The organism is Lewinella sp. IMCC34183 (assembly GCF_003390915.1).
GTDB lineage: Bacteria > Bacteroidota > Bacteroidia > Chitinophagales > Saprospiraceae > Neolewinella.
On record NZ_QMEM01000004.1, the window covers coordinates 1 to 17,234 of the forward strand.

2 protein-coding genes are annotated in these 17,234 nt (G+C 59.8%); one reads left to right on the plus strand and one right to left on the minus strand.

The window, feature by feature from the left end; translation table 11 throughout:
• Nucleotides 1-15,184, minus strand: a 15,184-nt coding sequence (locus DQG19_RS09845; protein ID WP_157974430.1) for a PKD domain-containing protein, incomplete at its 3' end; no start/stop codon positions are given.
• 1,236 nt (nucleotides 15,185-16,420) lie between these two features.
• Between DQG19_RS09845 and DQG19_RS09850 the strand changes: the two genes are divergently transcribed.
• A complete protein-coding gene (locus tag DQG19_RS09850; RefSeq protein WP_116126094.1) occupies nucleotides 16,421-17,218 on the plus strand; it encodes a polysaccharide biosynthesis/export family protein in 798 nt (265 codons plus the stop codon).
• Nucleotides 17,219-17,234: the final 16 nt, after the last annotated feature.

Here is a 17,234-nt window from a genome sequence, read left to right on the forward strand (position 1 = left end):
TGTCAGTCGAGCCCGTGGCGTCGAGGGACACCTTCAGCGGGGCTACGCCACTGGTCGGGGTGACCAGGGCAACCGCCGTCGGGGCGACGTTGGCCGGCTCGGCGACGGTCACCGTAACGGTTTCCGTACCCGCAGCTCCGTCGTCGTCGGTAACGGTCAGGACCACATCGTAAGCGCCCGGTTCGGTGAAGGTCACCTCATCCGTCGCGATGGTGGACGTGCCGCCGGGGTAGCTCCACAGGTAGGCCGTGATGCTGCCGTCGGTGTCAGTCGAGCCCGTGGCGTCGAGGGACACCTTCAGCGGGGCTACGCCACTGGTCGGGGTGACCAGGGCAACCGCCGTCGGGGCGACGTTGGCCGGCTCGGCGACGGTCACCGTAACGGTTTCCGTGCCGGTGGCTCCGTCGTCGTCGGTGACGGTCAGGACCACATCGTAAGCGCCCGGTTCGGTGAAGGTCACCTCATCCGTCGCGATGGTGGACGTGCCGCCGGGGTAGCTCCACAGGTAGGCCGTGATGCTGCCGTCGGTGTCGGTCGAGCCCGTGGCGTCCATCGTTACCGTCAGCGGAGCGGTGCCGCTGATTGGCGTTACTGCGGCAAGCGCCGTCGGGGCGACGTTGGCTACCACCGGTTCGGTCACCGTGATATTAACGCTGGAGGTAGCGGTAGCTCCCTTATCGTCAGTAACGGTCAGCACCATGCTGTACACGCCCGGTTCGGTGAACGTAAGCTCGGCGTCCCGTGCCGCAATCGTTCCACCGGAGTAGCTCCAAGAGTAGGCGGCGATGGTACCGTCTTTGTCACTGGATTGGTTACCGGTGAGCTGCACCGTGAGCGGAGCTACACCACTCTGGGGGGTAGCGGTAGCCACGGCCAGGGGGGCGGAGTTCTGCGGCGCACTGCCACACTGAAGATCCTGCTCGCCCATACCGGTGGGCATGCCGGCTTCCTGGTCGAGGTGGATCTTGTCGAGGAAGGTTCCGTTTTCGCGGTAAGCGAAGTCGATCGTGTTGCTGCCGGCGGTAAGGGTTACCGGGTTACCGGCTACTTCACGCCAGAGGAACTGGTTGTAGATCTTGAAACCGTTCCACCGGACCCACTCGCCGCCGTTGACGCGTACCCAGTAGGAATCCCGACCTGCGTCGCGTCCGTGGACACGAGCGTAGAGATAGTACTGTCCGGCACTGGCATTAGTGACCTGGAAGCGAACGTAATTGGCGGCCTCGTCTGCCGGCGCAACCTTGTTCGAGCTGGTACCGTCGTAGACGACGTACTTGCCTCCGGAGGCGTTGGCGCTCGACGTTGTCGACCAGCGTGCGCCGACCTGAGCACACTCGGCTTCAAAAGTGAAGGAACTGATTCCTACAACATCGGAATCACAGGCGTCGCCGACACCATCGTTGTCACCGTCAGCCTGGTCGGGGTTGGCCACGTCCGGGCAGTTGTCGGTATTGTCGAGTACGTAACCTACAGGCTGTCCACAGGTGGTCACGAAGTCATTCGGATCACCGAATCCATCGCCATCTGCGTCAGCGTAGTAGGTACGCACCACTCCGGCATTCGGGTCGGTGGGGTCACAGTCGTCCGCATTGCTCACGTAACCATCGGGCGCCTCACAGGCTTCAATGGTATCGTTCGGATCACCCAGCCCGTCACCGTCAGCGTCGGCGTAGTACGTCGTCGTTGATTGGTCGGGGTTGGCAATGAGGGGACAGGTGTCTTCTGCGTCCGGCGTGCCGTCACCATCGGTGTCGACGTTGGGGGCGTAGACGTTCACCGTTACCGTATCCGCTGCCGTGGCGCCGTCGTCATCGGTGACCGTCAGTACGATTGCGTAGCTGCCAGGAGTAGTAAGCTCAACGGAAGCGTTGGCGTCGGTAGAGATAGCACCACCTGCATAGGTCCAGCCGTAGCTTGCGATCTGGCCGTCGCTGTCGGTCGAACCGCTACCGTCCAGTTGAACGGTAAGCGGAGCTTCACCCTGCAAGGGATCCGCTGCCGCAACTGCGGTCGGGGCCACGTTGGCGGGTGCAATGACCGTCAGGGAAACGACGTCGGTATCGGTACCGCCTTTATCGTCCGTCACCGTGAGTACGATCGAGTAGCTGCCGGGGTCGGGGAACTCGGCGTCTACAATCACACCGCTGGCGCTGCCGCCCTCCCAGGCCCAGTCGTAGGATACGATGGTGCCGTCAGGATCGGACGAGAACGAACCGTCCAGCGTGATGGTCAGCGGCGCAAACCCGCTGGTCTGGCTGCCTTTTCCATCGGCGATGGGCAGAACGTTGACGGGCGAGGAGCCACAGTTGGTATCGGTATCCCCCAACCCGGTGGGCAGGGAAGGATCCATATCCACGTGGATCTTGTCCAGTTTCGCATCGGCCTCACGGTAGGCGAAGTCAATGGTATTACGTCCGGCGGTAAGGGTGATCGGGTTACCGTCTACCACATCCCAGAAGTACCGGCCGTAGGTGGGGTATCCGTTCCAGAGGACCCACTCTCCCTGGTTGACACGCACCCAGAATGAGTCGTCGCTCGCATCGTCCGCTTTTACCCGGGCGAAAAGGTGGAATGCTCCGGCCCGCGCATCGTCAAAGATGAAGCGGATGTAATTCTCCGGGAGATCGGCGGGGGCCGTCTTGGATGAGCGCGTACCGTAGTAGGCTACGGACTTACCGGTTGAAGCCTCACTCTCGTCGAGGATTTTCCAGTTGCCTCCTACTTGTGCACACTCCGCCTCCAAAGTGAAAGAGGTTGTACCGACCGGATCTACTGTCTCACAGCTGTCGCCTACGCCGTCCAGATCGCTGTCGACCTGGTCGGGATTGGCTACGTCGGGGCAGTTATCCGTGTTGTTGAGAACGTAGCCATCGGGCTGCGCGCAGGCCAGGAGCGGCTTGTTGATGTCACCAAACCCGTCACCGTCTTCATCCGCGTAGTACGTGATCTTGGCACCGATCGCGTCGTTCAGGGGATCACAGTCGTCGGCGTTGGGAATTCCGTCACCATCCTGGTCGTCGTCGCAGGCATCGGGAGTCCCGTCGCCGTCCGTATCCGTCGTATCGGTGGAAGCCACCGTAGGACAGGCATCGTCGGCGTTGGTTACGTACCCTTCGGGAAGCTCACAGGCTTCGATAGTGTCGTCGGGATCACCCAACTGGTCACCGTCGCGATCGGCGTAGAACGTCGTCAGGGTCTGATCCGGGTTGGACACGGTCGGACAGTTGTCTTCGGCATCGGGAATACCGTCGCCGTCCGTATCGACGCCTACCTCGAACGCCTGTACTGTCAGGACATCGGTTCCCGTACCTCCCAGGTCATCGGTCACCGTAAGCGTAACGAAGTACGTGCCGGCGGCAAAGGTTGCCGAAGCGGACGCACCGGTCGCGTTGCCGGATCCCCAGTCCCAGGCGTACGACACGATCGTGCCGTCCGTATCATAGGAACTGTTGGCGAAGAAGTTGACATCCAGCGGAGCGTTGCCACTTAGCGTATCGGCCGTAGCCACTGCTACCGGCAGGGCGTTGCCGGCTTGCTCCACGGTGATGGTCACCTCGTCGGTATCGCGGGCACCGTCATCGTCGGTAACGGTAAGGGTCACCGTATAGGTACCCGGGTCGGTAAAGGTCACGGTGGGAGCCACACCACTGGCGGAACCGGCTCCCCAGTTCCACCTGTAGCTGGCGATCGTACCGTCACTGTCAGTACTGGCACCTCCGTCAAGGTTTACGGTGAGCGGTGCCGGTCCCTGGGTAACGTCCGCCTGAGCGACAGCTACGGGCGGGGCGTTCTGGGGAGTGGTGTTACCACAGTTGGTAGCGGGGCCACCCACGCCTACGGGTATGTCACCTTCGTAGTCGATGTGGAGGCGGTCGAGTTGGGTACCATCCTCACGGAACGAGAAGTCAACGGTGTTGTATCCTTCTCTGAGCTCGAAGGGGTTGTTGATCAGTTCGTTCCAGTTGTATTGGTTGCCGACGGTGATGCCGACATTCCATTCCTGCCACTTACCGTTGTTAACGCGGAACCAGAACGAGTCATCCGAACTGGAAGGCGCCTTGATACGGGCGAAGATATAGTACCGTCCGGCACGTACGCGGTCCATCACGAAGCGGACGCGGTTGTTGGCGTCATCTTCCGGAGCCGTGCGGCTGCCGTTGCCTTCGGTAACGACGTAGGAACCTCCCGAAGCGGCGGTATCCGCCACGACTTTCCACAGGCTACCCACTTGTGCGCATTCGGCTTCGAGCCAGAAGACGTTGATGCCCGGGGTGGAGGAATCACAAACGTCACCGACACCGTCGTTATCTACGTCCGACTGGTCGGGGTTCGGTATGGTGGGGCAGTTGTCGGTATTGTTCAGTACAAACCCGGAAGGCTGGATACAGGCGGAAACGAATTCGTTGGGATCACCGAAGCCGTCACCATCACGGTCGGCGTAGAAGGTGGGGCCAACGCTGCGCGTGGAATCCAGCGGGTAGCAGTCCTGTCCGTCCAGAACGCCATCGTTGTCGTCGTCGGGATCACAGGCGTCGCCCAGGCCGTCTCCATCGGTATCGGTCAGGTCAAAGGACTTGCGGGTCGGACAGTTATCGAGGGCGTTGTCCACGTAACCTTCCGGCGGCGTACAGGCGAGGATGGTTGCGGCGGGATCGCCGTAGCCGTCACCGTCAAAGTCGGCGTAGTAGGTATTCTGCGACTGGTCCGCATTGGGTACCAGCGGGCAGTTGTCCTCCACGTCGCGGATGCCGTCACCGTCGGTATCGGTTTCGTCCCGGATAGCATTGATGGTAACCACGTCCGTACCCTTACCTCCGTCCTCGTCGGTTACGGTAAGCGTAACGTTATATGTACCGTCGGGGAACGTCACGGACGGGTTCACACCGACTGCGCTTCCGTTGGCCCACTTCCAGTCGTAGCTAATGATGGTACCGTCGGCATCGGTGGATCCGCTACCGTCAAACAGAACGGCCAGCGGGCCGTTGCCGGACTCCGGAGAGGCGGTTGCCACGGCTACGGGCTTTTGGTTAACGACGTCTCCGCAGTTGGTTGCCTGCGGTCCGGTACCGGACGGGAACGTATCCGACTTGCTCAGGTAGAGTTTGTCCAGGTAGGTTCCGTCTTCCCGGTAGCTGATGTCGATTGTGGCCGGCCCTTCCGCGAAGGCGTAGGGGCTTTCCACGAGTTCACGCCACTGGAAATTGCGATCGGGGGCGATGCCCTGGGTCCAGCGTACCCACTCTCCGCCGTTGACCCGGTACCAGAACGAATCGTTGGATCCGTCACTGGCCAGTACGCGAGCGAAGATGTGGTAGGTACCCGGCTGCGCTCCGGCAACGCGGAAGCGAACGTAGTTGGCCGGAATATCTTCCGGGGCTTCGTTGAAGGAGTTACCATTCGGGAATACCGCGTACGCGCCGCGGGATGCATTGGCATCGGACGCTACTGTCCAGTTGGCACCCACTTCCGCACACTCGGCCTCCAGCCAGAAGGTGCTGGTGCCGACTACGGAGGGGTCACAGGTATTACCGATACCGTCGCCGTCGCTGTCCATCTGGTCGGGGTTGTAGACGTCGGGGCAGTTGTCAGTATTGTCGAGAACATAGCCTTCGGGCTGGGAGCAGTCGGTGATGCTCATGTTGGGGTCACCGAAACCGTCGCCGTCAATGTCGGCATAGTATATGGTGAACTCTCCTACCCGCGGGTTCAACGGGTCGCAGTCCTGGTCGTCGGGGAATCCGTCGCCGTCGTCGTCGTCGTCACACAGGTCACCAATCCCGTCGCCGTCGGTATCCGTCAGGTCGGTAGAGGTGATGGTAGGACAGTTGTCCAGGGAGTTCGAAACGTAGCCCGGAGGAGCCTCGCAGTTTTCTACGTAGACGTCGGGATCGCCGAAACCATCATTGTCCTCGTCGGCGTAGAACGTGAGCAGGGACTGCTCCGGGTTCGACACCAGCGGACACACATCGTCTGCATTCAACACGCCGTCACCGTCCGTATCGTCATCCGGGTTGAGTACCTGGAGCGGACGAATGGCCTTACCGGTGGTACCCTTATCGTCGGTCACGGTGAGGGTCACACTGTAGTTGCCTTCTCCGAAGGTGACGGTCGGGGCTACCCCGGAGGTATCGCGGACTCCGCCCCAGCTCCACAGGTAGTTTTCGATCGTACCGTCGCTGTCGGTCGACCCGGATCCGTCAAGGGTGACATCAAGGGGTGCGATACCGTACTTTGGCTGCAGGTCTGCCACGGCCAGGGGAGCCTGGTTCAAGTTGGGTGAACAGTTGAATGCCTCTTCGCCGAAACCGGTGGGGATACGGCTGTCGAGGGTCAGGAACAGTTTATCAAAGCGTGCACCGGCTTCACGGAACGTCACGTCGATACGGACATCACCGTTGGGCAGGGGTATCCCTTCGTCCAGCCAGGAGGCCCATCCCCAGTATCCCTGGGGAAAAGCACGCCACCAGCGGAACCACGGGCCACCGTTGATGCGCACCCAAAACGAGTCGCCATCGGCGGCGGGAGCAAATACGCGCCCGGCGATGGTGTAGTTGCCGGCCTGCACGCCTTCCAGGTAGAAGGTGATTAGGTTGGCCGCCTCGTCCGCCGGGGGGTCGCGACGTGCCTCCTCGTTCGTCACGAGGTAGACTCCGCCCGAGACACTATCCGAGCGGATGCGTGACCAGTTGTCGCCAACTTCCGCACACTCGGCTTCCAGCCAGAAGACGGAACTACCGGCCGCGGATTCGTCACAGGAGTCACCCAGGCCGTCGCCGTCACTGTCCACCTGGTCGGGGTTAAAGACAGTGGGACAGTTATCGAAATTGTTGGAGACGTAATTCTCGGGAGCGAGGGCACACGTCTTGAAGCTGTTGTTGGGGTCGCCGAAGCCGTCGCCGTCAAAATCCGCGAAGTACTCGGTGGCCAGACCGATGCGGGAGTTGAAGGGCTGACAGTCGTCGATGTCGGGCACCCCGTCGTTGTCGTCGTCCGGATCACAGGCGTCACCCAGACCGTCGCCATCGGCGTCGGCCAGGCTGCTTGAGTTGACCGTGGGGCAGTTATCCGCCGCGTTGGTCACGTAGCCGGGAGGCACCACGCAGGAGTACAGGGGAGCGTTGGGATCACCGTAGCCGTCGCGGTCGATGTCCGCGAAGTAGAGCTGGGGCGTGGTTATGGAAACGGTCAGTCGCGACGCGTCGTAACCGCAACCGTTTCGACCGCCAACGGTGTAGATATAGTCACCCGCATCGAAGGTGGCGGGGTCGAACTGATCCGAAACCACCGTTCCGTTGTAGGTCCACGTTCCCCCAGCCTGCGGAGATCCGCCAAAGGCTGAGAGCCGGTTGTACAGGCTGAAGCTTTCTCCACTGCCGCAAACGGTGATGGATCCATCCACTCCCGCGCTGGGGGCGGAGAAGTCCTGCTTGATCTGGACGGTACGGCTTACCACACATCCGTTACCGCTGCTGGCCTCCACCCGGTAAGTACCGGCCTTCGTTACGGTCAGTGAAGTGGTGGTGCCGACATCGACATTCGAGGCATTGTACCACCGGTAGGTAGCCTTGGTATCGGTGGAAAGGGCCGAAAGCTCAATCTCCTCAACCGAGCAGGTTAGGGAGGTGAACGGCACGTTCACCGTAAGGGAAGCGGCGGTAGGCCGTGCTCCCACCTCCACGGTGCTCTCTACCGGGCAGTTGTTGGCGCTGCTGCGGAGGGTATAGGTGCCCGCTACGCTTACTACGGGGTTTTGCTCGGTCGAAGTAAAGTTGTTGGGGCCCGTCCAGCGGTAGCCGCCTTCGGATACCATACCGCTCAGGCGAACGGTTCCGGTGTTACAGTTGAGGGCTTTTTCGACACCGCCGACGTTCGCATCGACCGTACAGGTGATGGTCGTGGACCGTACGGAAATCGTGAAGGTCGAGCTGGCGGTCAGCAGGTTGTAGTCCGTACCCGTCACCCTGACGCGCAGGGTTTGGTTGGCCTGAGGTACGCCAGGCACCAGGGTAAAGATACCCGTGGTGCTGTCCAGGCGTACCCAGTTGGGCAGCGGCTGGCCGCTCTCCAGGGTGGCTTGGTAGGTCAGGCGATTACCCGAGTAGCCCTTGTCGAAGAAGGGAGAGACGTCGTGCGTTTTTGTCTCCAGTACGTCGAGGCTTACGTTAGCTATCGCAGTCGCCGAGGGCTTGTTCTCTGGGCGTACGTTGATCAGCATCAACACGTTATCCTGGAAGTCGCAGTTACCCGCGCTGATCGAACAACCGTACAGAATGTTGTCCTGCAGCACGATGTAGCGGTTCGGAACCACGTTACCGTCCCGGTCGATAACCTTATACATACGGACACCGAGTTGCTGGTCAGCGTTCTCGCCCTTGAAGTCTCCTCCCTGCGAACTGTACCCGGTCACCTCCAAGTAGAAACGTTTGTCGATGGTCGGGGTACGGACACCGGTCAGGCGGGGTAGGTCATTTCGGTTCCAGGGCAGTACCGACTGAAACCACGACGGAGCGTGGTCCATACTTAATCGCGGTGTGGTACCACCTTCGACGAAGACCAGCGACTTGTTTGCTCCCCGGGAGTGGAAAGCAGCCAATTGAAGCATGACGACGTCCTCGGTAGGATCCGCCTGCACGAACCAGTCGGAGAGAATCATATCACCCTCCAAGCCGGATTCGATCTGCTCATCGGTAGGCACGTAAGAGTCGGGCTTGGTAATAATCTTGCCGTTTGCATCACGCCCCATCTCGGTCTTGAAGCCGAACGACTCAATAATTTCCTGGGCGCTAGGCTCATTACTACCCTCTGCTCCAGGCATATAAATACCGGTCAACGTGGCACCGGTGCTCAAGGCGTTGTCGGCGTTGGAAACAATGACCAGCTTTTCGGTAAGCAACTCCCGGTACACCTCATCTCTGTTGATGAAGCGTAATACAACGTCAAGGTGCCCACCGGCAGCAATTACGATACCATCCTGAGGGACGATAGTATCGGCAACGATGTACCGGCTAGTGTCGGTAGTGGTTAGCTCCGTGATAATCAGTGGGCTGCTTCCATCGTTGTGAATACGCATGGTATGCTCCGTCCGCGGAACGACCAGGGTTCCCTGGAAATTCGTATTGCGTTTCAGCCGGTTGAAGGTAAACCAGTCGTCGGCCGGAATACCAATATCAGTACCCTGCACCGCAGTCATGTTTTCGAGCCGGATTAAAGCTCCGGTACTCTGAATGAGGGTGAAAGACTCATTGATCCGGGCCTCGTTACCGCGGCCATCCGTGACGGTGGCAAGCAACTGATTTGGCTGTGCCGTTTTTCCAGCGGGAATACTCACTTCAAAGGGAGCCGTATACAGCACCGGTGCCCCCCCGTTCAGCGTGTAGTAGATGTCGCTCAACCCACCGCTGCCGGACCGGTCCGCTGCATTAAGGGTCACTGTAACACGTCCGTAGTAGTCACCGGCTTTGTTCTGGTTACCGACGATATCGGCCTCCAGAAGAGGCTGGAATCCGGTACTGTCGACCGGAATTACGTCCAGGTACATGATTTTGCTGTTCCCGTCAATGGGCGCACCGAAGTCATCGATCGTAAGCTTACCATCGTTGACCCTGACGGTGTCAATTCCCACCCGGAAAGTGCTGGCGCTGGACGGTACGAAATCTTCGATCACGCTTACTCCTTCTGCCCGCAGAGTATGCTGGCTGGTGAAGTTAGACGGGTCGCCGGCGGCAAGTTCCACGCGGTACAGTCCATTGGGCAGGGCGATCTCCCAGTCGTGGGGAGCGCCGCGACCGGGGATGTCGAGCTGGTTGAATGAACGCAGCAGCTTATCCTGGTCGGAGCTGGTCGGGGTGATGCCCCGCTCGATACCGCGGGCGGCCTCGGTATTGTCGGCGGGCGTCTTGTCCACCGGGTTGATCCAGCCGTAGGTAAGCCCGTTAGCGCGTTTTCCGTAGGGCGCGCCGATATCGGCTACGTAGCCCGCTGGGGGATCGAAGGTATCGTCCTGGAAGTTGATCCGGACGGTACCCGCCACGTCCCGGTTGCGGACGGTGGCGCGTACCTCGAGCGTGGCCGTAATGTATCCGTTAGCCTTGGCGGTAACGGTACCTGAGTATACGCCGAAGTCAAGCTGGGAAGCATCAACCACCACGTCGATGGTTTCGCCAAATACGTAGCTGGCGGGCAGGATAATCCAAGGCTGATTCGCTTCCAGGGTCACTGCATTGTCCGCGATGGGCGTATTGGAGGTCAGGTCCACCGGGTAGCGGGTGGAAAGGCTGCCGGTGACGGCATTCACCTGTACCTGTGCCGGTTCGAAGGCCAGTGCAGGCTCGGGAGCAACGTAAGGCTGTGCGTTGGTGATCAGGAACAGGTAGTCCTGGTAGTCGCCGTTCGCGGCGTCCTCAAAACCTACCAGGTAGCTGTTCTGTACCGGATTGCCCTGACGGTCCCGGACGGGGTACACGCGAGCGCGGTGGGTGAGCCCGTCCGCGGGGTCGTTCTTGGAGTCTTCGGTGTAGTTGTACCGGTTAAAGGAATTCGAATATACGTATAGACCGAAGGCACCGCGGGGGGTGAAGGTCGTCGTGCGGTCACCACTCTCCCGGGGCGGGTACAGCATTTGACTCTCGGACTCGCCGTCCTTCAGGATTCCTACCTGGTTGTGTACGGTCAGTCCGTTGCCGTCTACCTGGTACCAACCGAAAGGCAGACGCTCCTGGGGAGAGTACCGCGCTACGGCGGTAATGGTTACCCCTCCGGGGCCGGCGGACTGGAACAGGGGTTCCAGTACTTCCTCTCCGTAGGGTCCGATGTCCGTGGGGCCGGCTACCGTATTCCAGCCTACGTTGATATCGAAGCCTAGCGTCTTGACCACGTCCTGCAGCGGAGGCTCGTTGCCACCGCCGTATCCGCGCACCTTGAGGCCGTAAAGACCTACGGTGTAGTCGCCCTGATCGGTGTTGGTGCCGAAGGTCATCGTCACGGGCTGGTATCCGAGGTTGCCGGCGTTATTGGGCGGATCAAACGTGATCCGGTATTGTTGCGAGGACGCAGGTGCAAGGCTGATCTGCCGGGGGCCGACGAACGAGAAATTGCCGGCCAGGGCACCGGACAGTGTTACGTCCGTAATCGTCAGCGTGGCGTTACCCGTATTCGTAATGGTAAGTACGTCTACGTCCGACTGCGGCCCATCCGTTTTCTCCATAGCCTCGAATAGCAGTTCGGGAGGAGTCGCGGTGATCTGGGGAGCAAGTACCAGGTCGGCGGGTTCGACGTTGCGTACCAACACCACCAGGTCCTGGTAGTCGAAGCCGTTGAAGTGCTCCTCGAAGGCTACTATATAGGTATTATCCTCGCCGGGTACCTCAAATACGCGTACGTGGTGCGGGATGGCATTCTCAAATTGGTTGAGCACGTCCTCCGAATAAAGATAGCGGTCGTCGAAGTAGGGCCAGCGGCTGTAGAAGCCGAATACCTTTTCGCCCGGATTGAACTGCAGGACACCGTTGATGTCCGGGTCGAGCGTTTGCCCGTTCCCCTTCTTGGTGTTGCGGATCGTGAAGAGTTCCGAGGCCGAGGCGACAACGCCGCTCTCGTACCAGCCGAAGCCCGTGATGGGGTCGTCAGCCTCGGGACCAAAGACGCCCAGCACCTCGATATCGATGGGCGAATCAACCGCCTTCTGAAAGTACTGGATGGCGACCTCCTCTCCGATTAGCTTATTGTAGTCGGTGCTACCGCCCGCCAACTCGATCGGGTTGGTTGTCGGATCAGTGTCACCCACGTTGATCGGGTAGCCGTACGCATCGACGATCTCCTGCAGCGAGGGCTCGTTGGAACCGCCCGTCCCCTTCTTTCCGAGGCCGTTCAGCGGGATTTCCGCGGAAACCACCGCGTTCTCACCCGAGATTTCCAGCGTAGCCGACTTGTTACCGGGGCTGGTAGGGTTAAACAGCAGCGAGAAGGTGAACGAACGGTTGGCGTCGAGCACCTCCTTCGGTACGGTAGAGAGGTTGATGGAGAACTGGTTCGCATCGGGGCCCGTAAGCCGTACGGAAGGCTTGATCAGCGCTGCGTTTCCGGTGTTGAACACCGAAATCGGGATACTCTTTCCGGCCACGCCGTCAGCCACATCGTCGGTCACCACCGCCAGAGGATCAACCGTAATGTTGGGCTGCGGACGGGAGTTCTCGCTGGGCTTCACCAGCACGATAGAGGAGGTACCATAGTCGGAGACGTACAGGTTACCCGTCAATTCGTCTTCGATGATGTCGAGCGGATCCTGAAACTGCGTCAGACCGGGAATGCCGATCTTACTCGTCAAGATATCGCCGTTGGGACCGTTGGGTACCAGCGCGATGATGTCGCTGCCCCCGCTGTAGCGGCAGACCAGGATCACGCCCTGCATCTTGCCGCCCTGGGCACCGTTGCGGTACACGGTGACGCCGTTGGGCGATTTATTGTAGTCGAAGTTGTAGGCAAGCCCCCGGTAGTTGGGGTCGGGGACCACGTAATTCGGGTAACCGTCGACGTCGACGGGGCCGCGGTTGAGGACGAATTCGCCCCGGGTCGGGTTCGGGTGGCCGAAAAACGGCAGCGGTTCCTCGTTGGGGTTGATCCGGAAGAGAAAGTCACGCTGGGTGTTGTTGGCGAACGTAGCCGGAACGATCGGAAATTTCGGATCGCTGTGGTCGTAGTAGGTGCCGTTGGGGCGACGAGTTCCGTCGACCGACGCGGGGGTATTGCTGCCGCCGGCCGTACCGTTAGTGGGCACGTAAAGCTGTCCGTTGGGGTGCCAAGCCAAGTCATACGCGTTTCGGACGCCCGTGGCGAAGAGCGTGAGGGGGGCGTTGACGTAGTACGGGTTGTACGTACCGTCGTTTGGCAGGGCTTCACCGTTCTCGATGAAGGTGCCCTGTCCCGAGCCCAGGGTGGGCGAGTTGACGTCCACGTTATTGATGGCATCCTGGTCCATCGTGGTCTTGGCATTCAGCGGCCACTTGTTTGGCGGCAGGAGGTCTAGGTCGAGGCGAAGGGTAGCACCGCTGAGCAGCCGCTCCTCGCGGTTACCCCAGTACTTGTCGGGTGCGCCGCCGGCACTGTTGGAGCCCACGTTGAAGTAGAGAACGACCGGTTCGTTCTCGTTGAAAGCGATACCGTTCGTGAGGTGGTCACGCCGCGACCGGGGGAGGTTAGTTACTACCAACCGCTCGGTGCCCAGGTCGGGACCGCTGAGTTCGCTGATCTTGCCGTCCCATGCTTTACCGCCACTAAGCACCCCTTCGGAGTGACTGATGAAGACGCGCACGGGATCGCCGGCGTTGATGTTGGGCGGAATGGCCATGCCGATGGCGGCACGGGGGCCGTACTTATCTTCCAGGGTGGTGATCACCTGCCGATCCACGAGCGTACCGTCCGACTCGATCCGCCAACGGTCGACGGTTCCGGACAGGCGCAATCCGTACAGGTTGCGGTCAGGGCCCACCACCAGGGAGGAGTACTTATTGCCGGTGACCACGTTGCCTACTTTGGTAAAGGAGACGCCGTCCAGCGCGGTAGCGCCGGCACCGCCGCCCGCGGCGGTGGTGAATGTTGCGGTATACGGTTCGAAAGCTACGCCGGTGAGGTCGCGTACACCGTCGATCTCAAAGCGGTAGGTCGTATTGGGTTCCAGGCTCGTAGCCGGAGTTACGTTGATGCCGTCGCCGCCGCCCGTACCGTTGGCGGTAGAGGTCACGTAGCGGTTAAAGGTCACGTTGAAGAGGCGGACCGTCTCGTTATTGATCGTACTGTTATCCACCCCGTAGATTCCGTCCTGCTCGTTCGGCACGTACAGGTTGTTGGCGGAGATCGAGGTGGTCAGCGTGACTCCGGTAGCCCCGTCGGAGGGGACGCTGCTAATGACCCGGGGAGTGGTGCTGGCCGGAAGGACCTCCAGCCACACCAGCATCTCGGCACTCTGGTATCCGTCAGCCATCGCGATGAGCGTGGTGCTGTAGGTACCCTCGGGCAGGTTGGGCTTGGTATAGAGGAAAAGCTCGCCCGGCTTGACGTCGGAAGGGGCGGGCAGCACCAGCCAGTCGCTGGAGGCGGGATCGTCGGACAAGGTAATGTTCGGGGTCTTGCTGTCGTTGACCAGGAGGCGAACGTCAATGGCCTCGGGCGCGTCTCCGGCGTACTGCTGTAGTTCTACGTTGTCGGGCGACAGGATCAGCGACGGGGTGAAGGCCGGAACATCGATGCCAAAGTTGTCAAACGAGAAAACCACCGACTCCCCGCGGGGGGCCAGGCGGTGAGTAGCGAAAATGCCGCCGAAGCTCAGGTTAGGCGTATCGCCGTTGGCGTCGTGGTCGAGGCCGATCCCGAAGCTCTTGGGCAGCGGGAGAGAATTCTGGGTACTGGTACCGACCTGCAGTTCCCTGGCCCCGTCGACGGAATAGTATCCGCTTACGGTACCGAAGACCGGATCGACCCGCAGCCGCAGGCTGATGGTGCCGGCGCTGCTCTCGAAAGCGCTCGACCGAATGGTATTGATGACCACTTTGGAAGGATCGGTAGCGTTAGTACGCTCGACGAGCAACTGGACGGCCTGCACCCGTTCGGAAACCTTGACGAGGGACAGTTCGACGTAGTTGTTTTCGTCGAGACCGTACCATACCCCACCCTGCTGGTTGCCGGAAGTGGGGCTGGAACTGAAATCGGGCTGAGCGAGGTCGACGGAGAGGTCGAATACGCTACCGGGTGCCTGAAAGCCTACGCCCAGGGCGTTGACCTGCGTGTTGTTGTCGCTACTGGCGGGTGGCTGCTCGTACCGGATGCCGCGGGTGGTGGTGATATTCAGCCGGCCGTTGGTGAGGTTGAGGAGCTGCGGCTCGTAACCGGGTACCGAAGGAAAGGCGGAGATTACGGGAAACTGGGTTATCGAAGGCGCGTCGACCATCGTGAATCCAGTTCCGGCATCGTTGACATCTTTCAGTCCCCCGTCATTACCTCCGAAGCCGAGTGAGAAAGGAAGCGATACTTCCACCTCATCACAGGGCAGGGTACTAATCGGAGAACAGTCAACCAAGGCAGCAGCAGACGGCTCCGTGGTTCCCGGCTTATTCGTGGGGGCACCGGTAGCGGAAACCCACAAAGAGAAAAACAGGGAGAAAGTGGTGAAGGCGATCCGTAAAGTGTTGTTCATCAGTGTCAGTTTATCGGCACCGTTCAGCCGGGACAGCGTGGCTGGAACGGTTTTCGCGGGCGGTGCCCACGGGTTACCGAAAAGTGTGTTGTTCAAAAACTCATTCAAAACCGGTCGTCCGTGTCAATAAACGATTCGGCACTTCTGGGGTGAGCTGCACCGGCCGAAACCATGCAACTCTAAAAATAAGAGGTACGTAATAAGGCGATCAAAGGGTTTCGCCCGTTATGTCGGGGGTGCGGGTAACTCAATAATTGAGCCGTTACACGTTGGTTACTAAGCGCCGACAAAGGTAACTTCTGACAGTTACCAGCCAACAGTTTGTGTGATCATCGTGCACAGCGGCCGACAAATGCATTCATTTGCCGCCCTGGGTTTGAGGTGGAAGCTGGGTGGCCCAAAAGAGCCAACTAAGGAAGGACGGTATGAGAGAACCGTCAGATTTGGGTGGTCATGTACTAGCTAAATGAGCTCAGCGAGGCCAAAGTTACTGTCTGAGCGGAATTTTTTTGGAACTTTAACGCGAGCTAATTTGGTGCTCACTTAATTGTGGATTTCAAACTCACCTGAGGTGGGCTATGTGCTTTTATTCACTACTGGACCGGATTTCACCCTGCACCTGCCCCCGGGCCGCCGCCGTCGCCCGCGTTTTTTCGTTCCCGCCGCGCTTCCGGTTGCAGTTTCCTTCGCAGCCCCTTACTTTTGCAACTTATTAGTTTCGCCCGTAGGTCTCTCCACGTACTGGCGGGTCGATCATGGAACCGGAATTTAGAATTCCACGTGCTAGTAGCCACCTCTATGATGCCACTCACCAGCTATCGTCCACCCATGATCTTTCACCCATTACCAATTTTACCGAACCGTTCATACAAGAGTTCCGGGCTTTCGCGTTGTACCCGGGAGCAAGGTTCATTTTATGTGTAACTCCTTGCCGTCCATCGCACTTAACTAACTTTGTCGGTAACTGCACACATTCCGCACCAGAGCTTGCCCCACCGGCCGTATACGGCTGGGCAGCCGCCCACCATTCACCTTACCCAAAACGATTATCCCCCCGTCCGAACGCGCAAATCAGCGCCTGCGGACGGTACATAACCCCACCGCTGGAGCCCATCCAGCACGGAGCAACAATGCAAGTTTGCCCCAACATAACGATATAACCTGCTGTGTGTTGCTCCGACGCATAGACGCCGAAGGCGTGCGAAACCGCCTATCTTTAACTTCCCGACCGACCGTATGATGCGCCTATCCCTTTTCAGGTACCTTGTTTTTTTCTGTCTCCTGACGGCTGCTTCCGGATGTGTTTCCTACCAGGAGCTGGTCAACTTTCGGGACGTCCCCGACCAGTCCGGTGCCACCGAAGAAATTGAAAACGCCCTCGACCTGCGCATTCAGCCGAAAGACCTGCTGCGCGTCGATGTCGGCAGCGTGGACCCGGAGGCGGCCCTTCCTTTCAACCAGGGTGCCGAAGGCGGCAATACTTCCCAGGCCAGCCCACAGAACATCCAGCTTTTCCAGGGGTACCTGGTCGACGACGACGGCTACATCGATATTCCCCTTCTGGGCCGGGTCGAAGCCGCCGGGCAAACACTGGAGTCTCTTCAGTTCCTGATCCGGGGCAAGCTGAAGACCTACCTCAAAAACCCGGTCGTGAACGTCCGGTACCTGAACTTCAAGGTGACCATCCTCGGTGAGGTCAACGTACCCGGAGTGGTCTACCTTTCCAACTCCCGCGTCACCCTCCTGGAGGCGTTGGGCATGGCCGGCGACCTGACCGACTACGCCAACCGGGCGTCGGTGCTTATTATCCGGGAGCAGGACGGCGTGCGCACCAAAGAGCGCATTAACCTGCAAACCGACGAAATTTTCAACTCCGAATACTACTATCTCCGGCAGAATGACGCTATATACGTCGAGCCCATCAAGGCGAGAACGGCCACGGTTTCCGATCCGGCCCAGCGCCTGCTCTCGTACCTGGCGCCAATACTCTCCGTTGTGACCCTGGGGATCACCCTGGCTACCCGCGGCAACTAGCCCTGAATCCCCCCCT

Coding starts and splice junctions, on each gene's coding strand:
- DQG19_RS09850 (WP_116126094.1), top strand. CDS start 16,421: ATGATGCGCCTATCCCTTTTCAGGTACCTTGTTTTTTTCTGTCTCCTG.